The organism is Undibacterium sp. KW1, assembly GCF_009937955.1.
In the GTDB taxonomy this organism is placed as follows: domain Bacteria; phylum Pseudomonadota; class Gammaproteobacteria; order Burkholderiales; family Burkholderiaceae_D; genus Undibacterium.
On record NZ_AP018439.1, the window covers coordinates 1,617,408 to 1,642,870 of the forward strand.

General features: G+C 49.5%; 19 protein-coding genes and 1 other RNA gene. 17 read left to right on the forward strand and 3 right to left on the reverse strand.

Going from position 1 to position 25,463, the window contains the following annotated elements; genetic code table 11:
• Window positions 1-86: 86 nt before the first annotated feature.
• The 11 genes from UNDKW_RS07105 (at window position 87) to UNDKW_RS07155 (ending at window position 12,981) form a co-directional block, all read left to right on the forward strand.
• The gene (locus UNDKW_RS07105; protein WP_162058134.1) at window positions 87-2,837 is read left to right on the forward strand and encodes a PD-(D/E)XK nuclease family protein; all 2,751 of its coding nucleotides are present in this window, start codon (window positions 87-89) and stop codon (window positions 2,835-2,837) included.
• Window positions 2,837-6,160, forward strand: a complete 3,324-nt coding sequence (locus UNDKW_RS07110) for an exodeoxyribonuclease V subunit beta (protein WP_174247572.1) — start codon at window positions 2,837-2,839, stop codon at window positions 6,158-6,160. Before UNDKW_RS07105 ends, UNDKW_RS07110 begins: the two co-directional genes overlap by 1 nt.
• Window positions 6,161-6,277: 117 nt before the next feature.
• Complete coding sequence (locus tag UNDKW_RS07115) at window positions 6,278-6,496, forward strand: DUF904 domain-containing protein (RefSeq protein ID WP_162040413.1); 219 nt, start codon at window positions 6,278-6,280, stop codon at window positions 6,494-6,496.
• A gap of 11 nt (window positions 6,497-6,507) precedes the next feature.
• On the forward strand, window positions 6,508-6,819 hold the full coding sequence (locus tag UNDKW_RS07120) for a cell division protein ZapA (RefSeq protein ID WP_162044496.1): 312 nt from the start codon (window positions 6,508-6,510) through the stop codon (window positions 6,817-6,819).
• Between the two features lie 67 nt (window positions 6,820-6,886).
• A non-coding RNA gene (ssrS, locus tag UNDKW_RS07125) (6S RNA) lies at window positions 6,887-7,067 on the forward strand.
• Between the two features lie 128 nt (window positions 7,068-7,195).
• Complete coding sequence (locus UNDKW_RS07130; protein WP_162058135.1) at window positions 7,196-7,657, forward strand: EVE domain-containing protein; 462 nt, start codon at window positions 7,196-7,198, stop codon at window positions 7,655-7,657.
• Window positions 7,654-8,655: a DNA-binding protein YbiB gene (ybiB, locus tag UNDKW_RS07135; protein ID WP_162058136.1), complete on the forward strand. Its 1,002-nt coding sequence runs from the start codon at window positions 7,654-7,656 to the stop codon at window positions 8,653-8,655. Before UNDKW_RS07130 ends, ybiB begins: the two co-directional genes overlap by 4 nt.
• Window positions 8,656-8,668: 13 nt before the next feature.
• Window positions 8,669-9,202, forward strand: a complete 534-nt coding sequence (locus UNDKW_RS07140; protein ID WP_162058137.1) for a hypothetical protein — start codon at window positions 8,669-8,671, stop codon at window positions 9,200-9,202.
• A 100-nt stretch (window positions 9,203-9,302) separates the two neighbouring features.
• Window positions 9,303-9,890: a hypothetical protein gene (locus UNDKW_RS07145; RefSeq protein WP_162058138.1), complete on the forward strand. Its 588-nt coding sequence runs from the start codon at window positions 9,303-9,305 to the stop codon at window positions 9,888-9,890.
• 615 nt (window positions 9,891-10,505) lie between these two features.
• Window positions 10,506-11,336 carry an alpha/beta fold hydrolase gene (locus tag UNDKW_RS07150; protein WP_232063284.1) on the forward strand — a complete coding sequence of 277 codons (831 nt, stop codon included), beginning with the start codon at window positions 10,506-10,508 and terminating at the stop codon, window positions 11,334-11,336.
• Window positions 11,308-12,981 (forward strand): bifunctional diguanylate cyclase/phosphodiesterase, encoded by a 1,674-nt coding sequence (locus UNDKW_RS07155; RefSeq protein ID WP_162058139.1) that lies wholly within the window; start codon window positions 11,308-11,310, stop codon window positions 12,979-12,981. Before UNDKW_RS07150 ends, UNDKW_RS07155 begins: the two co-directional genes overlap by 29 nt.
• A 486-nt stretch (window positions 12,982-13,467) precedes the next feature.
• On the opposite strand, the gene UNDKW_RS07160 is transcribed toward UNDKW_RS07155, so the two are convergent.
• Complete coding sequence (locus UNDKW_RS07160) at window positions 13,468-15,738, reverse strand: TonB-dependent receptor (RefSeq protein WP_162058140.1); 2,271 nt, start codon at window positions 15,736-15,738, stop codon at window positions 13,468-13,470.
• A gap of 866 nt (window positions 15,739-16,604) precedes the next feature.
• Between UNDKW_RS07160 and UNDKW_RS07165 the strand changes: the two genes are divergently transcribed.
• The 6 genes from UNDKW_RS07165 (at window position 16,605) to pstS (ending at window position 23,467) form a co-directional block, all read left to right on the forward strand.
• Window positions 16,605-16,910 (forward strand): hypothetical protein, encoded by a 306-nt coding sequence (locus UNDKW_RS07165; RefSeq protein WP_197893111.1) that lies wholly within the window; start codon window positions 16,605-16,607, stop codon window positions 16,908-16,910.
• Between the two features lie 284 nt (window positions 16,911-17,194).
• Window positions 17,195-19,900, forward strand: coding sequence for an EAL domain-containing protein (locus UNDKW_RS07170; RefSeq protein ID WP_232063285.1), 2,706 nt, complete (start codon window positions 17,195-17,197; stop codon window positions 19,898-19,900).
• 187 nt (window positions 19,901-20,087) lie between these two features.
• A complete protein-coding gene (locus tag UNDKW_RS07175) occupies window positions 20,088-20,315 on the forward strand; it encodes a hypothetical protein (protein ID WP_232063286.1) in 228 nt (75 codons plus the stop codon).
• A 164-nt stretch (window positions 20,316-20,479) separates the two neighbouring features.
• Window positions 20,480-22,525: a methyl-accepting chemotaxis protein gene (locus UNDKW_RS30940; protein WP_304941468.1), complete on the forward strand. Its 2,046-nt coding sequence runs from the start codon at window positions 20,480-20,482 to the stop codon at window positions 22,523-22,525.
• A 48-nt stretch (window positions 22,526-22,573) separates the two neighbouring features.
• Window positions 22,574-22,870, forward strand: a complete 297-nt coding sequence (locus UNDKW_RS07185; protein ID WP_162058141.1) for a hypothetical protein — start codon at window positions 22,574-22,576, stop codon at window positions 22,868-22,870.
• Window positions 22,871-23,467, forward strand: coding sequence for a phosphate ABC transporter substrate-binding protein PstS (gene pstS / locus UNDKW_RS07190; RefSeq protein WP_255431545.1), 597 nt, complete (start codon window positions 22,871-22,873; stop codon window positions 23,465-23,467). It abuts the gene before it with no gap.
• A gap of 27 nt (window positions 23,468-23,494) precedes the next feature.
• On the opposite strand, the gene UNDKW_RS07195 is transcribed toward pstS, so the two are convergent.
• Both UNDKW_RS07195 and UNDKW_RS07200 read right to left on the reverse strand, forming a co-directional pair.
• Window positions 23,495-24,361 (reverse strand): SDR family oxidoreductase, encoded by an 867-nt coding sequence (locus UNDKW_RS07195; protein ID WP_162058142.1) that lies wholly within the window; start codon window positions 24,359-24,361, stop codon window positions 23,495-23,497.
• Window positions 24,362-24,410: 49 nt separating this feature from the next.
• Window positions 24,411-25,070, reverse strand: coding sequence for an O-methyltransferase (locus tag UNDKW_RS07200; RefSeq protein ID WP_162058143.1), 660 nt, complete (start codon window positions 25,068-25,070; stop codon window positions 24,411-24,413).
• Between the last annotated feature and the right edge of the window lie 393 nt (window positions 25,071-25,463).

The following is a 25,463-nucleotide window of genomic DNA, read 5'->3' on the forward strand; positions in this document are numbered from 1 at the left end:
TTTTTAGAAAAGTGTGATGCCTGCCTCCAAAATGCCGGAGCCGTCGCATAGTATACTTGCTCTACAGGCAAAACCACTAATCCTTGATGCTACATAATCCCCAACTGATACCTGCTGGCCCACTCTTCTGGCAACAGACTGCCCAGGCTTTTTTGCGCGCCGCCAGGGAGCAGGGCTGGGGGCGAGAGCAAGAGCGGGATTTTTCCGGCGTAAGGTTGATCGTGCCTACTTATCAGCACGCCCATCTCCTGTTGAGGGCATTGGGGACTGTATTGCAGGGTAATTTTATCCCGCCACGCATACAAACCCTGTTTGCCTTGCTGGAAATGCAGGCACCGGATGCTGCACTGCAAAGTAATGCCGGTGGTGATGCCAGTGAAAGACTGATGGGGCTATATGCTGAATTGCGGCAACATCCCTGGTTAAAGAAATTATTTGGTGCGCGCCGCAATACTGACTTGTTACCCCTGGCACAGACCCTGCTGACTTTATCCGATGAATTGACGGCTGTGTTATTGCCCACCGTAGGCGAGGATAAAAGCAAGCTGGAAAAAGACTGGCAGGCCGCACTGGCGCAATTGCCTGCGCCTGCGCAAGCCCTTTTATCAGAAGAAACGCAGTTGGTTTGGTCAGTCTGGCAGAGTCAGCTTGATGGCAATGACCCGCAGGTAAAGCGCTATGCACAGTTATTGCAAATTGCTGCTCAGGCCAGTGAACCTTTGCTGTGGATAGCCCCAACCTTGCCTAACCCCATGGAAAATGCATTTCTGCATGCCTGGTCAAAGCAACAGAGCGTATTGCAAATCAGTCTGGACTGGCGTGCGCATACCTTGCCGCAGCCGTATTACCATGCCTGGCCGGGTTTGCAGGATGCAGGCAGCCAGCATCAGCAGGCGCTGACTGAGTATGTAGAGACATCCCACATACGCCTGTGTCGCGCCACTTCGCTCGAAGATGAGGCGGTACAGGGGGCACAAACCATCATCAACTGGCTGCAGGCTGGCAAGCAGAGTGTGGCCGTGGTGGCGCAAGACCGCGTCGTATCGCGCCGCATACGCGCCTTGCTGGAACGCGCACAGATCATGGTGGCTGATGAAACAGGCTGGAAGCTATCGACTACCCGCGCCGCAGCTGCCATCGCCGCCTGGCTGGAAGTGGTGACCACCCGGGCCGATACCATGGCCTTGCTGGATTTTTTGAAGTCACCTTACCTGCTGTGGAAAGATACTGACAATACCGAGCCTGAGCAAGATGCCATTGCTGCCAAGGCCGACATGGTCATGCGCATAGAGCTGGTCTTGCGCCGCGCGAATGTGCTGGGTGGCTGGGAATCAGTCCTGGCTGCGCTGGATGCTGGCAAGGATACCGCGTCAGCCAGCCGCTGGATCAGGTCCATGTCCCGGCAGGCGGGCAATTTCACCGGCAGGCGCAGTCTGTCGGAATGGAGTGCGTTGAGCCTGCAGGTGTTCTTTGATCTCTCCATGTTCAATGCCTTTCAGGCAGACCCGGCGGGTGGGCAAATCATACAACTGCTACAGAAATTGCAGCTTGCCTGCCAGGACTTGAAAACCCCATTCACCTTTGCTGAATGGCGCGCCCTGATGAATCTGCAACTGGAAAGCACCGCATTTGTGTTCTCACATACCGACAAGCGCGTGGTCATGTTGCCGCTGAATGGTGCGCGTCTGCGTCCCTTTGATGCGGTGCTGTTGGTCGGTGCGGATGCGTCACACCTGCCATCGCAAGCCAGCGAGATTTTGTTTTTTGCAAATGCAGTCAGGCGTGAATGTGGGCTGGAAACCCGCGAGTCGCGCCAGCAGCAACAATTGCGTGATTTTGCTGAACTCTTGTTGAGTAATACGGACATCGTTTTATCCTGGCAGGGCAGCCTGAATGGTGAACATAATCCCGTCAGCCCGTGGCTGGAACAACTGGGTCTGACGCTGGAACGCACCCAGCAAGGTGTGCTGGACAGTCATCCTTTGGATTTACCGATCAGGACCATGCAAGTCAACAACCAAAATATGCCAGCACCGTCTGCGGCTGCCTTGTTGCCCTCAACTTTATCTGCCAGTGCCTACACCAGCCTGGTGGTGTGTCCTTACCAGTTTTTTGCCGGGCGCATGCTGGGTTTGAGTGCGCTGGATGAGCTGTCAGACATGCCTGAAAAACGTGACTATGGCGATTGGCTACATGCCATCCTCAAGCGTTACCATGAGGAATTGAAAGCTGCTCAAGTCAGTCAGCCTGGCGTGGATAAAGAAGCTTTATTGCGCAATATCTCTGCTGATTTTTTTGCTGACGTCTTGCAAAAAAGCCCGGCGGCACTAGCTTATAGCGTGCGCTGGGATAAAGTCATTCCTGCCTATGTCGCCTGGATGCAGGCGCATGAAGAAGCGGGCTGGCAGTTTGACATGGGTGAAATCAAGAATGAAAAGACGCTGGAATGGCAGGGCGGCCAGATCATGCTCAAAGGTCGCATAGACCGCATAGACAGAAATATAAATGGTGAAGTGGCGGTACTCGATTACAAGACAAAAAATCTGAATGACTTGCGCAGGAGACTGAAGGAAGGTGAAGATCATCAACTGCCGTTTTATGGCTTGCTGACGGATTTGCCTGTCAGCTCAGGCAGTTATGTCGCGCTGGAACTGAGCCAGGGCAAGGCTGGCGATGTCGCCGCCGATGATTTTGACCGCTGGGTTTCAGAGCTGGCACTGGCGATTAAAACCAGCATGTCATCCATACAGAAAGGTGCCAGCTTGCCAGCCCATGGTGTAGAAGCAAATTGCCAGTATTGTGAAATGCGTGGCCTCTGTCGCAAGGGGGCATGGTGATGACCGAAGCCTCTCAATATTCGCCGGCTTATGAAGTCAATGGCCAGGCTGTCAGTCATGCTCATTTCACGGCAACTGCATGTGACCCGCGCCATAGCGTCGTCGTCGAGGCTTGTGCTGGCAGTGGCAAGACCTGGCTGCTGGTGTCGCGCATGTTGCGCCTTTTGCTGGCCGGGGCCGAACCGGCAGAATTGCTGGCGATTACCTTTACCCGCAAGGCTGCGCAGGAGATGCGCGAACGCCTCATGGATTTGCTGCATGAACTGGCACTGGCAGATATCGCCCATGTGCGGCAATTGCTGACTGAGCGCGGCATAGCCGAGGCTGACTTGCAGAATGTCATCCCGCTGGCACGTGGTCTGTATGAAAAGGTCTTGTCCAGCCCGCAATCGCTATCATTGGATACCTTCCATAGCTGGTTTGGCCGCCTGATACAACTGGCACCGCTGGCATCTGGCGTGCCGCATGGCTTTACGCTTGTCGAGGCCAGTGGCGACATACAGCGCGAAGCCTATGGCCAGCTCATGCAGATGCTGGCGCAGGAAGATCATGCCAACATCAAGGAAGCACTGCTATTCCTGTATCAGGAAATTGGTGACTTCAATGCCCGTGAAATGCTGGAAGCCTTTCTCGACAAGCGGGCCGAGTGGTGGGCTAGCAACCAGCAAATTGAACTAGGTGGCCCGCTGGACTGGTTGCGTGATTTATGCGGCGCAGACCTGTATCAGGATGCGCGGCTCAGCATCTGGGACGACGCCCAGCTATATCAGCGCATTGCCCACATGGCCCTGGTATTGGGCCAAGGTTCAAAAAATAACCAGGCCAATGCCAATAAGATAGAGCAGGGCCTGACGGATGGCCCTAGCCTGGATGCCTTTGCCATGATTTGTGATGGCTTCATCAATGGGCAAGGCAACATCCGCTCACACAATGTCAAGGTCAAGGCGCTGATCACATCCATAGAAAAACATCTGGGCCTGGACCAGATCAATGCCTTTGAAGATGAATGCGAAGCGATAGTGCAGGCACTGCAGCAACTGCAAAAGCGCAGCGCAGAAAAAATGGTCATGCAAGTCAATGAGGCCCTGTTTGCTGTCGGCACAGCTTATCTTGAATGCTACCAGGGCCTGAAGGCTGACCAGCGGGTATTTGATTTTGCGGACCTGGAATGGCAGGCATATAGACTGCTCAGTAATGAAGAATATGCAGCCTACCTGCATAGCCGCCTTGATGCACGTTATAAGCATATCTTGCTGGATGAATTCCAGGATACCAATCCCTTGCAATGGGGCATAGTGCAAGCCTGGCTGGAAGCTTATGGTGATGATGGGGCCAAGCCCAGTGTGTTTGTGGTGGGCGACCCCAAACAGTCTATCTACCGTTTTCGTCGCGCCGAACCCCGAGTGTTTACCGCTGCACAAGATATGCTGGCAGCGCAGGGAGCAAGGGTGTTGCGTACCAACCAGACGCGTAGGAATGCACCCGCGATTGTTGATGTACTCAATGTCAGCATGCATGGCAATCCAATGTTTCATGCGCAAACGACAGCTTCAGATGCCGATGGTGCGGTCTGGCGTTTGCCTTTGATAGGCATGGCCGCGCCCATTGATCTTGAAGAGGGAGGCGAAGAAGAAACTGCGCCTTCACGTTTTCCTCTGCGCAATCCGCTGACAACCCCACTGGAGGAAGCAGAAAACCAGCAACGCTATGAAGAAGGCAAGCAAGTCGCACAAACCTTGCTGGGCATACGTGCCGCGCAGGGTGCAGATAGCTGGCATTGGAGTGACGTGATGCTGCTGGTCAAGCGCCGCACGCATTTGTCAGCCTACGAAAAGGCTTTGCGCGAGGCAGGCATCCCTTTTGTTTCCAGCCGCCGTGGTGGCTTGCTGGATGCGCTGGAAGTGCTGGATTTGATCGCACTATTAAATTTCCTGATGACGCCAGGTGACAACCGTGCGCTGGCGCATGTGTTAAAGTCCCCCATCGTGGCAGCCAGTGATGATGATCTTATTGCGTTAGCCATGCGCGATGAAGCAACGTGGTGGAAGCGCCTGCAAACCATGGCATTGGACTTAGCCTCGGAGCAGGATGACTCTTATCCAGTTCTGCAACGCGCCGCCAGCTTGCTGCAACAATGGATGGAAGCGTCTTATTATTTACCCGTGCATGATTTGCTGGACCGCATATTGCATCAGGGCGAGGTCTTGCAACGCTATGCGCAAGCATCATCAGTTGCGCAGCGCAGCCAGGTCATGGGCAATATCCATAGTTTTACAGAACTGGCTTTGAATCTGGATGCCGGGCGTTACCCCAGTTTGCCCAAATTTATCGCTGCCCTGAGCGCCTTGCGCCGTGGTGGTGATAGTGACGCCCCCGATGAATCTGCGGTTGATAGTGCGGCTGATGCTGTGCGCATATTGACCATCCACAGTGCCAAGGGACTGGAGGCAAAGATCGTCGTCATGCTGGACGCCAATCACAGTGAATCCATGAAAGACAGGATAGGTGTTTTGTGCCAGTGGCCTTTGCAGGCGGGTGAAGAAAGGCATTTTTCTGTCTTTGGCAAAAAAGACCAGCGTGGCGCTGCGCGTGACCGCTTTTTTGCGCAGGAAGAAGCCCAGGCCACGCAAGAAAACTGGAACCTCTTATATGTCGCCATCACCCGTGCCAAGCAGATATTGATACTTAGCGGTGTACAGAGCGGGAAAAAGCAATTAACGCCCAGTTGGTATGGCTATCTCGATCATGTAGAAGAAAAATCACCGGCTGCGGCTACTATTGGGAATGAAATACAGCAGCATCAGTCGTTCACTATGGCAGTATTTGAACCCCCTGCCATGCCTGCTGAAGAGATAGCGCCGGAAGTGAGCAGTGATGAACAATTGGAGGGCATAGCTCTGCATACCCTGATGGAGCGTTTGAGCAATAACGCAAAGAGCTGGCCGATTGTCGTGCCAGATGTTGAGACTATCGCAGCCTGGTTGCCTTGTTCCAGCACTGTGGCGATGGCAATTCGCAAACAGGCTGAGTGTATATTCAGTAATTCTGCATTGCAGAAATTTTATGAGCCTGCCGCTTATGTATATGCGCGTAATGAAATGGATGTGCTGGTCGAGAAAAAATTATTGCGCCTGGACAGGGTTGTGGTTTTTTCGCATGAAGTCTGGGTATTGGATTACAAACGTCAGCTTTTACCTGGTCAGGAAACAGGCTATCGCCAGCAGTTGCAGGATTATGTATTGGCCTTAAAGCAGGTATTTTCTGGTAAAACTGTCCATGCTGCACTTATTTTGAGCGATGGCAGCCTGATAGACATGCTCTGAGAGAAAATTTACTCGTATAATTAAAGATCGCATTAACATCGCATTATTGACTGCCCTGTTGGCTGCCTTATTGGCTATCTTAATGAATGCATTGCATACCCCTTGAACTGAGACATAATGATTTCCGAATTCGAATTGCTCGCTGAAAAAGTGAAACAGCTAGTCGTGCTGGCGCACACCTTGCGCAGCGAAAATGCCAGACTGCGTAATGATGTGACCTCATTGATGACGCAAAACACAGACTTGCAACAACGCATGCACCAGGCTCATGACCGTGTCTCTGCCTTGCTTGCGCAACTGCCAGCCGAGGTCTTGAATGACAAGGAGGCGGCATGAGTGAAGTAAAAGTGATACAGGTCGATGTCAATATCATGGGGCAGAGTTACAAACTCAGTTGCCGCGAAGGTGAAGACCGCGCCCTGCGCGAAGCTGCTGCCTACCTTGATGGCAAAATGTCTGCCATACGTGATGCTGCAAAAGTCAAGGGCACTGACAGGATCGCGGTCATGGCAGCATTGAGCATGACCACAGAGTTATTGGCGACCAAATCACCCGAAGGCCCTTTGTCTGGCTTGTCTCTGGCAGAAGTCAAACAAAAGATCAATGAAATGCATGACATCATGGATCAGGCTTTGACTCCACAAGAAAAACTATTTTGATCAGTGAGCTTATTATTTAATTTAATCAAAATAGCTGGCGATGCGCGGGCATTTCAGGGTACACTTTAGTTCCCTGCCGTGTTCGCCAATGCCATATATTCCTTGAACCATTTTAGTGCATAGGCCGTGGAACATTGTTCGATGGGTGTGAGCGTCGCTAGTCCGATGAACCCGAAATTGAATTGACCGTGGCCAACTTGAACCGCTCAGGTTCAGGATGCCGGCATAGCGGCATCGGTGGGGACTTATTCTGAACGGCTGTCATTTTTTATGACAGCCGTTTTTTTGTGCCTGATCTATCCATGATGTTTATCGTACTGATGTCGTCGCTACATAAATGTGCGACAATTTCCTTTTGACTTTGCAGGTGCTCACCATGGCATATTGGTTGATGAAGTCTGAACCGGATGAGATCAGTATTGACGATGTACTGGCTTTGCCCAGCATCCCCTGGTTTGGCGTACGCAATTACCAGGCGCGTAATTTCATGCGCGATGGCATGAAGGTAGGCGATGGTGTGCTGTTTTACCATTCCAGTTGCGCTGAACCTGGCATCGCCGGTCTGGCCGAGGTTGCCAGCACTGCTTACCCTGATCACACCCAGTTTGAAAAAGACAGTAAATACTTTGACCCGAAAGCGACCCAGGAAACCCCGCGCTGGATGATGGTCGATGTCAAGGCCAAGCGCAAGACCCGCTTGCTGGGCCTGGCAGAACTCAGGACTTACCCTGAACTTGCTGATATGACGGTGCTGCAAAAAGGCAGCCGCCTGTCGATTACGCCAGTCAAGCCAGATGAGTGGCGCTTCATACAGAAACTGTTGAAGGAACAGGTTTGAAATTCTCTCCATTCACTGCAAATTCTGCGGCAGAGTCGGTCGAGCCTCTTGCCGCAGCCAAATTCATCAAGGAAATAGGTCGCGGCAAAGATGGCGCGCGCAGCATGACGCAGGCCGATGCGGCGACTTTATATGCCGCCATGCTGGCTGGACGGGTATCTGACCTGGAGTTGGGCGGTATCTTGCTCTCCATGCGCATCAAAGGCGAGTCCATAGAAGAAATTTCAGGCTTCCTTCAGGCAGCTCAACCGTATATTTTGCCGCTGCAAGCACCTGCAGTTAGTCCTTATGCCCCGGTAGTCATACCAACTTATAACGGTGCCCGCAAGAAAGCCAATCTGACGCCTTTGCTGGCCTTGTTGCTGGCGCGACGGGGTGTACCTGTGCTGGTGCACGGAGTACGCACAGATACCGGACGGGTCGCCACGGCTGAGATCTTCCAGGCCCTGGGCTTGCCTTTGGTGACCAGCTCAGAACAAGTGCTGGAACAGCTGCAGCAAAAGCAGCCAGCCTTTATGCCCATAGACGCCTTATCGCCCGCAATGGCGCATTTGCTGAGTTTGCGCCGTATCCTGGGTGTGCGCAACTCCACCCATACGCTGGTCAAGCTCTTGCAACCTTTTGTCGTGCCTGCCTTGCGCCTGAGTTCTTACACCCATCCAGAATATCTGTTGATGCTGCAAGACTATTTTTCCCGCTGCGCACCTGTTGAAGCCGGGGATGTATTCCTCATGCGCGGTACCGAGGGCGAAGCTGTCGCCAGCACGGGCCGGGCCCAGCAGATAGACTGGTTTCATGCCGGGCAGGGAACTACCCTGGTGCCCGCTCAGCAAGAGCCCCTGGCGGAAGTGCCTGCTGTACCTGGCAGCATAGATGCCAATACGACTGCGGCATGGATCAGGTCAGTGCTGGCTGGTGAGATTGCCGTGCCTGAAAATATTACTGTGCAAGTGGAGCATTGCGCCAGCATTGCACAGCGTTTGCGACAACAAAGCTAAGGCTGAATTTATGATGGAAACCGATATCGCAGAAATTAATCCCGGTGTGCGCGATGACCCGCGTCTGGATAAGGTATTGAATTTTCTTGACAGGATAGGTATCGCGGTTATTGAGCGCGAACTGCAGCACGCAACGTTTTTGCCCGGCCTTGATCTGGGGCCTGGCTGCATTTATGTCGATTACAGCAAACTCAAATATCCTGGCGATATGGTGCATGAGGCCGGGCACCTGGCGGTGACACCATCTGCCAATCGTGCACTCATAGGCAGCGATCAGCAAGACAAGGACTGGCCACCCCAAGGCGAAGAGATAGCTGCTATTTTATGGTCACTGGCGGTGGCCAGGGAGCTTGATTTGCCACTGGATTTTGTGTTTCATCCAAATGGTTACAAGGATGATTCCAGCTGGTTGATAGAGACTTTTGAATCAGGTAATTTTATTGGCCTGCCGTTTCTGGAATGGGCAGGCCTGAGCCTGGGGGCGGTACGTGCAGAGAAAGAAGGTAAGCCTGCTTTTCCTCACATGCTCAAGTGGATGCGGGAGTAGTTCTGATATAAGTGTGCAGGCGCGCACATGGCATTGAACGACGAAGTCGGGACCGGTTTGCAAACACATATACATAAATGTAAATTTTATGGGGATGAGAATGAAGGCTTCGGTGCTAACGATTGTTTTTTCCGCTGCTGTGCTGGCATGTGGTGTGAGTTATGCTGCTGACTGTGTGTCGATCAAGTCTCAAAAAGAGCGCCTGAAGTGTTTCGATGCTTCAGCCAAACAAGCTGACACAGACTCCCCAAAAAAGAAAGAGTTGGACGAGAAGGCTGAGCCGGACAAGCGTGAGTCAGCGCGGCTATCCCCAAAAAAACTGGACAACGAAAAAGCCAACAAGGCGGCGACTGAGAGCTTTGTCAATGGCCGTATAGTCAGTCTGTCGATTGTGACCTTGAGTTGGAAGAATTTCATGTCTAACCCTGGCGGTGTGGATGACAGGCTGAAGACGGTTGAATGGGCCAAACAAGAGACAGTTAGTGACTATGATAAATTGCTTGCCATGGAAGATTATAGCCCCATGCTAAGGGGGAAAATCAAGGACCTGGTCGCTTCGTGGCTGCAGGCGGTGGAGGATGCGCGGCCCACTTCAAGTGATAATGTGCGTAGCCACAGTGCGCGAGTGGATGCGGCGGTTAGACTGTTTCAGTCACAGGTTGACCGTTTAAAGCTTGATATCAGATGACGCGCTTCCTTGCTCTCATGATAATGGTGCTCGCCATTGAGGCATTCGCTGCGCCAGACTGCAGCTCAACCGTCAAGCGTGATTTCCAGCGCTAGAATCCGTGCCCTAGTACCCACGAGGGCCAGGGGCAAGGAACAGCGTTATCTGCTCCAAAAAATGGGGTCATTTCTAATATTCCAACATTTTCAACCCGGCGAACGATTACGCGCCGCCGATCGTCTCAGTGTGCTTTGAGAAATGTTGAATTTTTGTGGATAAGAATGTTGGAATATTAGAACTACCGGGGGCTAATGGGTGACCCCATATTCCCGAACTGACCCCATTTTCTTTGCGACTACTTGACTACCGGGGCTAATGGGTGACCCCAATTTTCCCCGAGATTCTGAAAAACCTATTGCATCGGCGCAACACAGCTTTGCGAAGTAAATAGAAAACCCGGTTTCGCAGTTAGTTCAATTTGCGTATTTGCTCAATATACATATACTTGAGCCAAGTTGCCGTTTTAAGCTAGTTGCACGTCTTTTGTTCACAAAATTTGTGATATTTAAGGATATGCCCCATATCCGTTGACCTTGCTGTGCGCTACTTGAACCTAACCATTATCGGAGTTGCCTCATGTCTACAGAAAAAAATGACTTGAATGTTCTTCACCGTAACAACGTAAAAGTCATTGGTGAAGCTGGTCCAGTGCTGCTTTATGCGCATGGTTTTGGATGCAATCAGAATATGTGGGACAGGGTAACGCCTGCCTTTGTTGGGACTCACAAACAAGTACTGTTTGATTATGTCGGTTCAGGAAAGTCTGATCTGAAGGCTTTTGACCGTTATCGATACTCCAATATTAACGGCTACGCCCAAGACGTACTCGACGTTTGCGATGCACTTGGTTTGACAAGTGGTGTTACATTCATTGGACACTCTGTCAGTTGCAGTGCCGGAATCTTGGCTTCGATTGCAAGACCAGAATTATTTGATAAGTTGATTTTGGTTGGGCCAAATCCTTGCTTTGTTAATGATCCGCCTGATTACTTTGGGGGATTTGAGAAAGAGGATCTTGAAGGCCTGTTAGATCTCATGGAACAGAATTATATTGGGTGGGCTAATTATCTGGCTCCGGTTGTTTCTGCACAAGGTGAGGCAGGTTCTGTCACTGCTGAACTATCAGACAGTTTTTGTTCTACCGATCCAACGACGACCAAAGTGTTTGCGAAAACCACATTTTTCTCTGACAACAGAGCTGACCTTCCCAAAGTCAGTCGCCCTTGCCTGGTGATTCAGCATAGAACAGATACGCTCGCACCGGTTCAAGTTGGCGAATATGTTCATAACCATCTGGCAGGCAGCACCCTTAAAGTGCTGGAAGTGCAAGGCCATTGCGCGCACATGAGTGAACCCTCGCTCGTCGTTGATGCCATTCGTGAATATCTCGGCCATTGTGGCGGATAAAAAATCAGTGCAAAACTTCGATCAAATACCTTGCCCAGTTCTGGTGACCGATTGGGCAGGCAAAATACTATCAGCCAACCAAAGTTTGCTTAGTCTTACTGAACAAGATTTGGAAACCCTTGTTGACAGATCGATGGATGTACTTTTGCCCATGGCAAGCAGGATTTTCCTGCAGACGCATGTGATCCCAATGATACTGCGCGACGGGCAAATTCGTGAAATTCGCCTGCAATTGATCAGCAGTACTGGAACAAGAATTCCTGTCTATGTCAATTGTCAAAAAACATCATTGATCGATGTTGAAAGTCTTACCTGGGTTTTTTATGTCACGATGGAGCGCAGCCGTTTCGAACATGATTTGCTGCAGGCAAGGCAAAGAGCCGATGAGATGTCAGCAGAAAGTGCCAATAGGGAGAGGTTCATCCGAACGATCGCAGACGGCTTGCCAAGCATGATTGCCTATTGGGATATGAATTTGATTTGCAGGTTTGCAAATTCTGTGTATTTTAGATGGTTCGGTTTAGCGCCTTCAGAGATATTAGGCATGTCCATCAAAGACTTGCTGGGAGAAGAGCTATTTTCACTGAATTTTCCATATATGCAGCGCGCACTTGCGGGGGAGCCACAGGAATTTGAGCGCGAAATAAAGAGACCGGACGGTACTATAGGTTATACGCTCGCCAACTACATTCCTGATAGAGATCCAAGCGGCGAGATAATGGGTTTTTTTGCGCTTGTTACAAATATCACGAAAGTGCGGGAGGCAGATGCTGCAATTCGTCTCTCTGCTAGCGTATTTGAAGCGACCTCCGAAGGGATCATGGTCACTGACCCGCAATCGATCATCTTGTCGGTGAATCAGGCGTTTACACGACTCACTGGCTACACTCAGGAAGAGGCTGTGGGGAAAAATGCGAATTTACTCAGTTCTTCTCGCCATAGTCCCGAGTTCTTTAGCAATCTTTACAAAGAATTGATTCTTTCTGGAAAATGGAAAGGTGATATCTGGAGTAAGCGCAAAGACGACACCATTTTTCTTGAAAAACTCTCCATTTCTGCCATAAAAAACGACGCAGGAGAAATCACGAAATATGTTGGTGTATTCGATGACATAACACTGCAGTGGGACAAAGAACAGTTGGTTCATCACATGGCTTTTCACGATAGCTTAACGGGCTTGCCAAACAGGTTATTGCTCGTCGAACGTCTAGGGCAGCACATCACCATGGCCGAACGTGAGAAACGGCAAATTGCATTGCTATTTTTAGATCTGGATGGCTTTAAATTAGTTAACGACGTCTTGGGACATGACATGGGCGACCATGTTCTCAAAACAGTGGCAGCAAGACTTGAAGAGCAACTGCGTGCCGCTGACACGGTGGCTCGTTTGGGCGGGGATGAATTTGTCATATTGCTAGACAATCCTGATAGTCGTGAGAGTATCTCCATCATTGCCTCGCGATTGATCGCAGTTATCAACGAACCTATCCTTAACGCAGGAAAAGACGCACGAGTAGGAACATCTATCGGCATAGCGTTGTTTAAAAATGAGGGGCAGTCACCAGATCAATTGCTCAAGCTTGCTGACGACGCCATGTATAAAGCAAAAAAATCTGGGAAGAATATTTTTGTTTTTTCAGATTGAGATTAACAAAAATGGGGTCACCCATTAGCCCCCGGTAGTCAAGTAGCCGAACAACATACTCGCAACACACCGCGATAGTATTTACTGCGCCATCACATACTTGTTTCAAAATGCCGTCGTGCCTTTTGCTTCAATGTGTGGTTGCGTGAATCGCACCAGTCACCCATGTGGATCTAGCGAAACATCAAGCTGGATTTCGCCCATTAACACAGCTACTCCAGAAGCATCTCAGTACCGCGTTGCGTCCAAGTGATGGGCAGATCTGTGGCTACCGGATTCGGTTCCAACCCCTTGTGGCTCGCATTGCAGACGACTCATTGTAAAACAATCATTATGATGGCAGATACTGCGTGTCCAATCAGTTCTGATGGCTTGTGATCCAACCCCAATCTCTGGCTCACGCAGTGCTGCCAACTCTCAGGTGTAATTTGCCGCCCATAAAAAAACGCCGGATCACCCCGGCGTTTTTTATCAGCTTAACAAAGATCAGAAGTTAGCCTTGAACTGTACGCCGTAGTTGCGTGGTTCGTTCAGGATACCTGTCAGGTTGTTGAAGTCGATGGCGGCAATGACTTGTTGCTTGTTGGTGATGTTGCGACCATAAGCAGCGAGTTCATATTTGCCATCAGCCCACATGTAAGCCAGGCGCAGGCCGCCTTCGAGCATGGATTTGGCTTTGTATTCCTTGGCTTCATACAGGAACATATTGTAGGAATCTTTGTAAGACCAGTCTGTGCTGGCGTACAAAGTGCCTTCGCCGATTTGTGTGGAATAACGCAGCGAGAAGTTGCCTACCCATTTAGGTGCGCGTGGCAGTGGATTGCCACCGATCAGCACTGTGCCTTTGACCGGGCCTGCAGGATTTGTCACTGTACAGCCGTTACCGCAAGGGGCGACGAACAGTTTGTCATCCTTGATTTCGGTGTCGTTATAGCTGATACCCAAAGTGGTTTTCCAGTTGCGGCTCAGGTTAGCCTGCAAATCCATTTCAAAGCCCTGACCAACGGCTTTGTCTGCATTCACCAGCTTGTTCTGATTCACGCCACCGCTACCTGCTGTCAACTGCAAGTCTTTGGCTGTATATTGGAATACCGTTGCGCTGATACGTGCGGTGTTATCCAGGATGTCTTTCTTGATACCAGCTTCGAAAGACAGGGTTTTTTCTGAATTGGCGACGGAGATGCTGTCACCAAACAAGACGCGACCCTGAATACTTGGTGCGCGGTAGCCAGTAGCGATACGGGCAAATACGGATGTTGCCTTATCCAGTGTGTAGTTCGCACCTATGTCCCAACTGATGTTGGTGGCAGATGGGTTGGCTCTGAACAAAGGTGTGCCAGGTGTGCCCAGGGCTGTACCGGGTGTCCAGGTGCGTTGCGCATCAAAGTCTTTTTTATCGCTGGTATAACGCAAGCCGCCGCGCAGTTTGAACTGGTCGGTAACCGCATAGTTCACAGTACCGAAGGCTGCCCAGGATTTTGCACTTTGATGTTGAACTGCATAACCGTCTTGTGGATTGCCTGGTGCCAGGGAATTGAAGTCGAAGCTATCTACTTGCAGTTCTTCACTGAAGTAATACAAGCCACCTATCCATTGCAGCGCGTCTTTAGTATTGGATTCAACGCGGAACTCTTGCGTGATCTGTTTCAAACTAGGCAAGCCATCTGCAGTTTCAGATGGGAATGGGATAAAGCCAGGGCCCATGGAAGAAGCGAACGATGCGCCATAACCACCATCGACGTCAGCGCGGCTATAGAATTTTGCCTTGTCATACGCAGTGATGGAATGCAGACTCATGCCTGGCATATCCCAGCGCAAACGGACGCTGCCACCGGAAGATTGCAGCTTCTGGCTGTTCAAGCCATCCGTTGGGTAGCTGGCATAGTCAAAGCCAGGAACAATATTGTTTGTTCCTTTTTGGATGATGTTGGCGCGGAACAGAGTGGCGTTACCAGACATGTCGCGGCCATGCAAATTCACCAGGGCGCTGAAATCACCGTTTTTATACGAAAATTGCAGGCGGGCTGCGTTATCGCGGTAGCCCTCGAGGTTTTTCTCGCCGGTGGAACGTGGATTGGTGACGCGGTCATCACGTGTCTGTGATTGTGCCGAGAAGCGCATTGCCCAGTCTGGATTCAGTGGCACGTTGATCGCGCCTTCCAGATTGATCGCTTTGTAATTACCAAAGCCGATATTGCCATAGCCTTCAAAACGACGGGTAGGTTTGGCGGAGTCGAACTTCAGTACACCAGCTGGCGAATTGCGGCCAAACAGCGTGCCTTGTGGGCCGCGCAGGATTTCAACCTGATCTACGTCAAATACAGGGAAGCCTTTCAACATAGGGCTTTCTTGCACGACGTCGTCATACACCAGGCCAACTGGCTGGGATGCGTTCAGATCGAAATCGGTATTGCCCAGACCACGGATGTAGAAGCGTGGGAAGGAGCGGCCAAAGTCGGATTCCACGTTCAGGCTGGGTACGCGCGCCGCCAGGAAGCGGATATCCTGACCACTGGCATTGTAAGTGTCGAGCGCTTCGCCTTTGATGGCAGAAATGGACATCGGTACTTCCTTGATGTTTTCTGCACGGCGGTTGGCGGTAACGATGACTGTTTCCAGTTGCGTACCATCATTTTTTGCTGCAGGCGTGGCAGTCTGAGCCCAGGCAGCTTGCATGGGGAAGGCTGCAGCAACCGCCAGGGCGATCACGCTGAAGCTGACTCCCTTGTGCAATTGCTGAGAAATAGTTTTGCGCATGTTAAATTCCCAAGTTGATGTTAATCGATGATGTTCTGAAATGGTGCACTCGCACCATCCCTGAAATGGGGCGTGGTGAAATCGGGGATTTCGCTACGAGCGCCACCGCAAACGTTTGCGTAATCGTTTGCGGTGCGGCGAATCTGTTATCTCTCTAGCCAGCAAACAAGTCAAGAATTACTTAAATCCAAATAAGGAAATAAGCTTTTTGCTGCAAAAATGTTGCGGATTTCAAACAACATTCTTGCGGCAAGGAATTTGTTTTTTTGTGGCTGGCATGCTTGAAAATGGGGCATTGAAAAGTTTGGACCCAAATTTGACCTCATTTTTAGTTAATTAAGTGGTCTTGATGCCGGTCATATTGGCATGAAAAATTTCATTGAAGGGATGAGAAAATGAAAAAATACTGGCATGAATTCAGTATGAATTAGTTCGAGGAATGTTACTTTTTCTTTTACACTAGATCGTGTTCCATGTGCGCCAATTTATTTGGTAGCTCAGGGTTTATTCTGACTTGAGAAGTGTCGAGATTCTTGCCCGCACAGGGACAGACATAAATATCGAGGGCTGAGTAAAACGGCTGAGTTTCGATAAGTGCTTGCTGAGTGCAGCGACTGTCCTCGGGATGATTGACGGTATTCATATTATTTGGGGTTTTTGTGGCAAGGTCTGAAATAGCAGGCGAAATTTGGAAGCAGAATATGGATAGTGGCAGCAGCATTCATGCTGGGCGGTATATATTGAACGCCATTTTTTTGCTTGAAACAGGTCATGCCTCTTTTGGATAAGGAAAACTGGAAATTGTTTGATGCATAGTTGATAATTTATAGAATAATTATTTATCCAGTTTCTTGATGAGTTTTACTATGCAACGTGGTCATGAACGTTTTGGCGTGCCAGAAGAAAACCTGAGGGCTGCAAAAAAATGGGCCGAAAAACAAAAAAATACTGAGATTTCTCAGTGTTACGTACCTACTCGCAAGGAAGTCGCTAAATTAGGACGCCAAAAAATCACTAAAATTCTTGTGAACTGGATGTGCCATAGTCCAGTCGAGATTATCCCCAGTCGAAGCCAGATTGTCGAAGTAAGGGACATCCTGCTGGCACGCGAGGATGCCAGTAGTCTCAGTAATGTCATAACGATGTGCAATTACTACATTGCTAACGACTAAATCACCGCAAGATTTTTGATATAAAAAAAGCAGCCTTGAGAGGCTGCTTAAAAAACGAAACCGACATCGAGGAGATGTTTCCGAGAATATAGCATGCAGGTATTACAGTTCAGTGACGCCTGCTTGCATTGTTGCTAGCTAAAAACAAGCTGGCGCTTTTCGGGGATTCATTCTGAAAGTCACGCCGTACAGGAAAATTTTTGTTATACATTCCTATGCAGGCAGTGATAAGCCAATACTTTTCGACCACACCGTAATGTTCCTTTCAAAATTCCTTTAATATCGTGACTACCTCACATCTCATTACTTCTATCAGGAAGTGGACAAAAGAGCACGCTCTTTTGAGATACAGTTGCACATTTATTGTTGGATGGTCAATTGTCTTCCTTGTTCTCGTCCTAGCCTTCTGGCGTTCGCATTATTCCGCTATAGACAGAGATAAAAAACAAATGAGGGCAAATGCGCTTAAAGATGTCGCCTCTCTGTCGCGTGCGTACGCGCAATATCTTACCCGCACAATTGAGCAAATTGACCAGGTCAGCATGCATGTGAAATATGACTGGGAACATTCCAGGCATTCCCTGAGACTGGAAGAGCAAAGATCTCAAGGATTATTCATCGCTCCACAGTTTGAGCTGGTCGCCATCCTGGACGCTAAAGGTAAGCCGGTTACCTCGACTGTGCCTGTGGAAAAATGGCAGGACACGACATTGAGGGGGCAGTTTTACTATCATCAAAACAATAACTCCAGTGCGATGCAAATAGGCCTTCCGGCTGTTATTAACAGTTCTGGCAAGCTCGTCATTCAATTTACGCGCAGGCTGGAAACAGCTGACGAAACATTTGATGGAATAGTCGTTATTTCGGTGGAGCCATCCTATTTTTCTTCTTTCTATGATAGTCAAAGCCTCGGTAAAAATGGATTAATCGCCATTCTGGCAAGCGATGGCTCGATAGGCGCAAGCAGGCTGGGAGATGTCATTCCTTTTGGCGGCGGCAACGTATTCACGCAAGATATTCAATTCAAAACAACGGTCGGTTCAGACGAATTTTCTGGGCCATCGACTTTCGTTGATCAGCAGACCCGCATATTGGGTTGGCAAAGCGTTGATGCCTTTTCACTCACTGCAGTCGTTGGCCTGGATGAACAGGAACTATTTGGTAATTACCAGGCCATTTGGGCGCTATCTAAAAAGACGACTGTCACGACAACAATCGCACTTTTCCTGTTCGGCTCAATCGCCGCTTTTATATCGACCAGGCTCGCCTGGAAAAAGTATCAGGCCAAGCAGGTCCGCGATACTTATCGCCTCGCTACGGAAGCGACCGATGAAGGCTTTTACATGATGACTGCACTCAGAGACGTGCACGGAAAAATCGTTGATTTCCAGGTAGTCGATTGTAATGTTCGCGGGGCTTTGTTTTTTGGACTCAATCGCGAAGAGCTCATAGGAATGAAGATGTCGTCCTTGCAGGGGGAAATTTACTTCAGCAAATTAATGCAAATTTATTCCCGCGCGATGGAAACTGGCTTTTACGAGGATGAGTACGAATTATCTGAACTCAGTCCTTTGAACATGGCATGGGCCAGACGCCGACTCACGCGTTCTGGTTCTGGTCTGGCTGTCACAATACAAGATATCAGCGAAAGAAAAGAGGCCGAGCGTGAACTTCAACGTCTGGCCACCAGGGACGTGATGACTGGTTTATATAACCGGCACTGGTTGATGGAATATTTGCCAAAGGCGATACACAGAGCAAAAACTAGCAAGCAAATGCTGGCGTTGCTGTTTATTGATCTCGACGGCTTCAAGAACGTCAACGACTCGCAAGGTCATATAGCTGGCGATCAGTTATTGAAATCTGTTGCTTCACGTTTGTTATCGGTATTGCGGCCATCTGACAATGTTGTCCGGTTAGGTGGCGATGAATTCCTGGTAGTGCTGGAACCGGTAGAGCTAGATAGCCAGTCTGCCCGCGTTGCAGAGCGTATAGGCGATGCTTTCCAGAAGCCGTTCTGGTGGGAGCGTCAAAAGAATCAGATCGGTGCATCCATCGGTATCAGTATGTATCCTGTTGATGGTGATACGACTGAGATACTGCTAAAGAATGCAGATATTGCCATGTATTCGGTCAAGGCCACAGGAAAGGGGCACTACAATTTCTTCAAACCGGAGCTCTATGAAAAATTAAAAGTTCGTGTTGATATGGAGCGTGCACTTGAGCATGCAATAGAAGAAGATCAATTCGTGTTGTTCTATCAACCGCGAGTCAATGCGTTGACTGGAAAAATGACCAGTATGGAGGCACTGATAAGATGGATGCGCCCGGATCATGGCCTGGTTCCTCCGGTAGAGTTTATTCCTCTTGCAGAATCGAATGGAATGATACTGCGCCTGGGTGAAATCGTCATGGCAAAGGCATGTGCTCAGATCGCGGCTTGGCAAGCCGCATCTTTACCAGTAGTGCCTGTTTCAATCAATGTCTCGGCCAAGCAATTCAGTGCGGGTTCTCTCCCTAAGAAACTGGCTGACTGTCTGCAAAGTTGGGGTATTGATTCTAATCTTCTGGAAGTCGAAATTACCGAATCTGCCATGATGGGTGAAGATAATGCCATTCTTGCGGATCTTTGCGATATACGCGAGCTAGGCATTAAATTGCTGGTTGATGATTTTGGGACAGGATATTCCTCACTATCACAACTCCAGCGACTGGACATGGATATCTTGAAAATAGACAGGGTTTTCACCAATGAACTCACGAAGTCTAAAGAGGGTGAGATTTTCTTTAAAGCGATAGTATCCATGGCGCACGCACTGGATATGACCGTTGTTGCTGAAGGTGTGGAAACTCAGGAGCAAGTGGACGCTCTCCAGCAGCTCAACTGTGATGAAATTCAAGGCTATTTTATCTCTCGCCCGGTATCAGCAAACTACGTGCCTGATTTGATGTTGAAACCATTTCTACTACCGCTGGCAGTGAATCCATAGTGGCAGTGCATAGCATTTGGGTTTGATCAAATGAACCAAAAAAACATGCAAAAATTGAGCGCAAAGATGTGAAAGTAACAAATCCTGGTCGCTAATCCGGTGTATTCTCTTCTTTGCAAAAGCTTGCGGGAATGATGAACAGGATTGGTTATCTTTCCTCTTTTAACCGATGGATATGGAGATTCACATGTCAGCTAGCCATTTGAAATTTTTGCAAAACATCGAAGAAGTGAAAACGCCGAATATCCATAGCAGAACCGATTCTGCGACTGAGACCAAGGTTGAGCACGGCATTTCTCTGCAGCAGACAGTAGGAACAGCATGTGCACTTGAGTATCTGCGGGCACATGGTGTACCGCGTCAGGTTACCCAGCGAGTCTTGACCCAACCAGAGCACCGTCGAAGCTGCGCATAAACGCGAACGGTATCTGTGCCTTAGATTGCTGCTGTACTTTAAAAGACGTAACCATTTGTGACACCGCAGTCATGAAAATGACATAAAGCAAGCGCATCATTGCTGCAATGCAATAAATCGTTTCAACCTTGAAGCGACGCATGTTTTATTGGGGTGACCACGCCATGTTTCTACGTCCTGCCATCGCGCTAATGCAGCGCCTTCGTCTGTTTCCCAAGTTCCTTATCGTTGCGGTACTCTTTTCTCTACCAGCTATCCTGATGACTGGCTTGCTCATTCGTGAACTGAATAAATCTATCTCATTTAGTCAGAGTGAGCGCTTGGGCGTCCTGCAATTGCAGGCTGCACAAGAATTGCTGAAACTGACGCAGCTTCATCGCGCTCTGCGTCATTTAGCCCTGGCTGGTAATGCACCAGCAAAAGAAGATGCAGGCAAGGTACAGCAAGAAATTAACTCAAAAATATCAGCGTTTGATAAATTACAAAAAGTTCAATTGGAAATGGGGCTGGATGCATCATTTATCGCCATCAAACAGTCCTGGGAAAGCATCTTACAAAAGCTGCCAGCATCAAAGAATAAGGAAAGCTATACCGATCATTCATTACTGATTGCGCAATTGTACAAGCTCAACACGCAAATCGCTGATCGCTCGCATCTTACCCTGGACCCGGAAGTCGGTACCTATTATCTGATCAGTCTCTTCGCCAAGAATTTGCCGGAATTAGCAGATGGCATTTCCGACATTGCAGGTCGCGGAGCTTCTTATATCGATACCGGTTTGCTGGAAGCCAATGAGGACTTGCTGATCAGTTCAGATGTTATGCTGGCCAAACGAGATGTCAACCGTATCCCTGTACTTCTGGAAGCCATGTACAGGGCGAATCCCGGTTTTAAAACGAAATTGGACGCGCAACAGGCCGTACTCGCCAGTAATTTGGAGTTCTTGGAGCGTACAAAAAATGAAGTACTCAATACCCTGAACCAGACATCGGGCACAGAATTTTTGAAGGCTGGCATAGCAAGTGTCAATGGCTGGTATGCCTATGCAAATGCTACAGGAGCTTTGCTTGATGCCTCACTAGAAGAGCGGCTTCAACGCGATATCTTGCACCGGAATATGTTGATCGCAGTGATTTCCCTCATCTTGATTATTGCAGCTTATTTACTGGCCGGATTCTATGTTTCGTTTTCTGGAGAAGTGCAAGAACTAAGCGAAGCTGTACAACGTGTCGCAGCAGGAGATCTCAGTACCAGGATTTCGTCCCATGGTAAGGACGAGATAGCGCAGTTGCTTAACGCATTTGAAGAAATGAGTCAGGGGCTGGGGAGTCTCGTTGCGAACATCCGCAGTGGGACAGAAACAATCGCGACTGCATCCCAGGAGATTGCGCATGGCAACGCTGATTTATCCACCCGCACTGAACAGCAAGCCGGCTCTTTGGAAGAAACTTCTGCTTCCATGCAAGAACTGACCAATGCAGTGAAACAAAATGCTATTGGCGCAGAGCAGGCCAACGGTAATGCCTTGTTTGCTTCAGATATAGCGCGTGAAGGTGGCGTGGCAGTAGAACGAGTGATTGATACCATGAGAGCTATTGAGCAATCATCCAAGAAGATCAGCGACATCATTGGTGTTATAGATGGCATAGCTTTTCAGACCAATATACTTGCTCTGAACGCTGCGGTAGAAGCTGCCCGCGCTGGCGAACAAGGCCGTGGCTTTGCTGTTGTTGCTTCAGAAGTGCGCAATCTTGCACAACGTTCTGCCGGTGCTGCCAAAGAGATTAAGCAATTAATTACAGCTTCGGTAGAACAGGTCAGCGTAGGCAGCAAGCAAGTCCAGGCGGCGGGCGCAACCATGGAACAAATTGTCAACTCCATTCAGTCTGTCACCGATGCGATGGAAGAAATCACCACGGCCAGTGCTGAGCAGCGTTCAGGCATTGAGCATGTGAATGACGCACTGAGCCAGATGGATAACATTACCCAGCAGAATGCAGCTCTGGTTGAACAGGCGGCCGCAGCGGCAGAAAGCATGCATGATCAGGCACTCAAACTGTCGCAAGCGGTAGCTGTATTCAGGATTCATGATGCCGGACCGACAAACTCAAATGAGGGAGAGACGGGTCAAGGCAGCATGAGAAAAAGTGCCTCTCCACAGGCCAGACAAATTACCAAGTCCAAACTTCGTCTGGCAAATGCGAATTGACCGCACAAGACTACAGTTCTTGTTTAGGAATTGCGACGAGGTATTAAAATGACTTTATTATTGCTTTTGCCAACAAGTTCATTTCGCTCTATACACTGCAATTATTCCAGTGATGATGCCGAGATCCGTCTTGCTGTAAAGCCTGCGAATATTTCTGTCCACGGTCAAATCGCAGCTATCTCCAAAGCGTTTTCGCTTTTCTTGTTTCTCAGCTTTCATATATCTACCGCGATAGCCGCAACGATAAACGGCGCAGACTCTTCTGCAGCAGCGCCTTTATATGGCAAGAAAACCCAAATGAATGTTGATTATCAGGCAGTTGGCTCATCTGCGGGTATAAAGTAAATTAAGGCAAAAACGGTAGATTTCGGTGCCAGCGATGTCGCACTTAGCATGACGGATTTGAAGCATGACAATCTCATTCAATTTCCGTCCGCAATTTCAGGTGTGGTACCTATCGTTAACATTCCTGGTATAGCATCGGTCAAGCTGAAACTGACTGGTGAAATTCTCGCAGACATATTTGCTCGCAAAATAAACCAATGGAATGATCCGGCTATTGCCGTCCTTAACCCTGACATCAATCTCCCAAAGAAGGCCGTTGAGGTGATTGCACGACAAGATGGATCAGGTACGACCTATAATTTTACGGATTATCTGTCAAAACTAAAACCGGACTGGAAGAGTGCTTATGAAAAAAATTTCACGATCACATGGCATATTGAAATCATCCAGGCCAAGGGAAGTAGCGGCATATCTGCAGCAGTCAAAAAAACGCCTTACTCGCTAAGCTATATCGACTACAACTACGTGCTACAGGCTAACCTGGACTTTGTGCTGCTCAAGAACCGTGATGCAAAGTTTGTAGGACCTTCAGCAGCCGCATTTGCGGCAAGCATGATAAATTGGCAGCTGCAGAGACTGCCAATTATTATTAATTGAAATGGTTGCAGGGGCGCTCGTCGGTATTCAGGCTGTGTAATAACCAGCTTGGCTCAGGTCCGCGAGCAGAGATGGGCCTTCAGGTGTCCAGCCCAGCAGTTCTCTCGTCCGCAAACTGGAAGCCGCCATGTCAGCCCCGGCCATTTTTGCGAACCAGCCAAAGTGATCTGCTTCCCTCGATTCAACTGGCAAACCAAGATGGCGACCTATCATTTCAGCGATGGCTTTGAAGGGAATGCTCTCATCGGCAATGGCGTGGTAAGCCGCTTGAGTCACGCCCTGCTCAAGTGCCAGGCAATACACGCGCGCTGCATCTTGCCGGTAAACGCCAGACCAGCAGTTTTGGCCGTCGCCCAGGTAAGCCGAGACGCCCTTTTCCTTTGCCAGACGTATCAGCAGAGGCACAAAACCGTAATCACCAAGTCCATGAACCGATGGTGCCAGCCGCACGGTTGCGGCGCGTATGCCGCGTGCAGCCAAGGCGCGGGCGCTTGGTTCTGATTTGCGTGGTGATCCTGGATTGGGCAGGTCCAGCTCGGTAGCTCCACGTGTCATGCCCAGCAGGCCTGAGGTCACGATCAGGGGACGGTCAGATCCTTCCAGTGTGCTTCCCAATGCTTCGATGGCAAGACGGTCTTGCTCACAATTCTCGATGAATTTTGAAAAGTCATGATTGAACGCGGTGTGAATGACGGCGTCAGCTTTGTCTGCGGCCGTATGCAGTGCATCAAGATCTTCCAGCCTGGCGAGCAAGACTTTTGCTCCCGTTGCAGCGAGTGCGGTCGCCTTTTCGGCAGAGCGGGCAAGTCCGGTTACAAGGTGACCTGCGTTGATCAATTCCTGAACTACTGCAGAGCCTACCCAGCCAGTGGCTCCAGTGACAAATACGTGCATCATATTTTCCTTAAATTTAATGGTGGTTTGTTTGAGGGTTTGTGAGAATTCAGCCCAGCCACATCGATACTTCTACATCGTCGCCAAATGGCAGGGACAGGTAACCGCTACCTGGCGCACGTATCTGCGCGAGATAATCCGGGCTGTAGTCTGCGTTGTCAGCGATGATCAGTGCGCCTGGGCGCAAATGCTTTTCGACCAGCATCAGGACATCGCTATAGAGTGCCTTGGCACCGTCGAGTAATAACAGGTCAATGGATGCTGGAAGATCTGTTGCCAGCGTCTGCAATGCATCGCCTTCACGTATCTCGACCAGATCAGCCAGACCGCCTTCGCCCAGATGTTTGCGTGCCTGCGCTACTTTCGATAGCTCAAATTCGCTGCTGATCAGGCGGCCGCCACCGTTATCACGCAATGCTGCTGCCAGGTGCAGGGTGGAAATGCCGAAAGAGGTGCCAAATTCAACGATATTGCGTGCATTGCTGCTGCGCGCCAGCATGTAGAGCAGCACGCCTGTCCCGCGTGAGACGGGCAGCCAGAGGTCTTTCAGTAAACTATAAAAATTCAGGTATTCGGTTTTGCTGTGCATCAGGCGTTCGCGCTCTTCGCGCGAGATGCTGGCAATGGCGGGGCTGGTCGCAGCATCGGCTTGCCTGAACAGACGGTCAAGCAAGGCCGCCAGTGTGGGTGAAGTAAGTGTATTGGTCATGTATATATCCGGTTCTGAATTGAGTGCAAATGTGAACGCCACCTGCAATGCAGACGGCTATAAATAAAACGCGATTAATTCGTCGCATTGGTGAAAAATGATACGGGCAATGATTTACCTTGACTAATCGCATTGGGCCTCGCGTTTTTTGACAGGCTTGCGTTAATGGATAAGTCTTTGATTCACTATAAGAATTTGCGTGTCAGGTCGCGAAAATTGGGGGCTTGAATGACATTTCATCAGATCAAAGCTCAGGTTTTGCTTTGGATCGAAATTGCTTCGTTTGCAATGATTTGGGTGAGTTGCAAGCTGATTGAGGGATGACACAGCTTGGGTTAAGATGTGACGGATTCATCGCATTACGACAGGATGGATTTACCATTTTCTTGCTTT

Bases quoted from the DNA above. Each gene is read 5' to 3' on its own strand.
- UNDKW_RS07105 (WP_162058134.1), top strand. From the start codon at position 87: ATGCTACATAATCCCCAACTGATACCTGCTGGCCCACTCTTCTGGCAA.
- UNDKW_RS07110 (WP_174247572.1), top strand. From the start codon at position 2,837: ATGACCGAAGCCTCTCAATATTCGCCGGCTTATGAAGTCAATGGCCAG.
- UNDKW_RS07115 (WP_162040413.1), top strand. From the start codon at position 6,278: ATGATTTCCGAATTCGAATTGCTCGCTGAAAAAGTGAAACAGCTAGTC.
- UNDKW_RS07130 (WP_162058135.1), top strand. From the start codon at position 7,196: ATGGCATATTGGTTGATGAAGTCTGAACCGGATGAGATCAGTATTGAC.
- UNDKW_RS07140 (WP_162058137.1), top strand. From the start codon at position 8,669: ATGGAAACCGATATCGCAGAAATTAATCCCGGTGTGCGCGATGACCCG.
- UNDKW_RS07145 (WP_162058138.1), top strand. From the start codon at position 9,303: ATGAAGGCTTCGGTGCTAACGATTGTTTTTTCCGCTGCTGTGCTGGCA.
- UNDKW_RS07150 (WP_232063284.1), top strand. From the start codon at position 10,506: ATGTCTACAGAAAAAAATGACTTGAATGTTCTTCACCGTAACAACGTA.
- UNDKW_RS07160 (WP_162058140.1), bottom strand. From the start codon at position 15,738: ATGCGCAAAACTATTTCTCAGCAATTGCACAAGGGAGTCAGCTTCAGC.
- UNDKW_RS07165 (WP_197893111.1), top strand. From the start codon at position 16,605: ATGCAACGTGGTCATGAACGTTTTGGCGTGCCAGAAGAAAACCTGAGG.
- UNDKW_RS07175 (WP_232063286.1), top strand. From the start codon at position 20,088: ATGTCAGCTAGCCATTTGAAATTTTTGCAAAACATCGAAGAAGTGAAA.
- UNDKW_RS30940 (WP_304941468.1), top strand. From the start codon at position 20,480: ATGTTTCTACGTCCTGCCATCGCGCTAATGCAGCGCCTTCGTCTGTTT.
- UNDKW_RS07185 (WP_162058141.1), top strand. From the start codon at position 22,574: ATGACTTTATTATTGCTTTTGCCAACAAGTTCATTTCGCTCTATACAC.
- UNDKW_RS07195 (WP_162058142.1), bottom strand. From the start codon at position 24,361: ATGCACGTATTTGTCACTGGAGCCACTGGCTGGGTAGGCTCTGCAGTA.
- UNDKW_RS07200 (WP_162058143.1), bottom strand. From the start codon at position 25,070: ATGACCAATACACTTACTTCACCCACACTGGCGGCCTTGCTTGACCGT.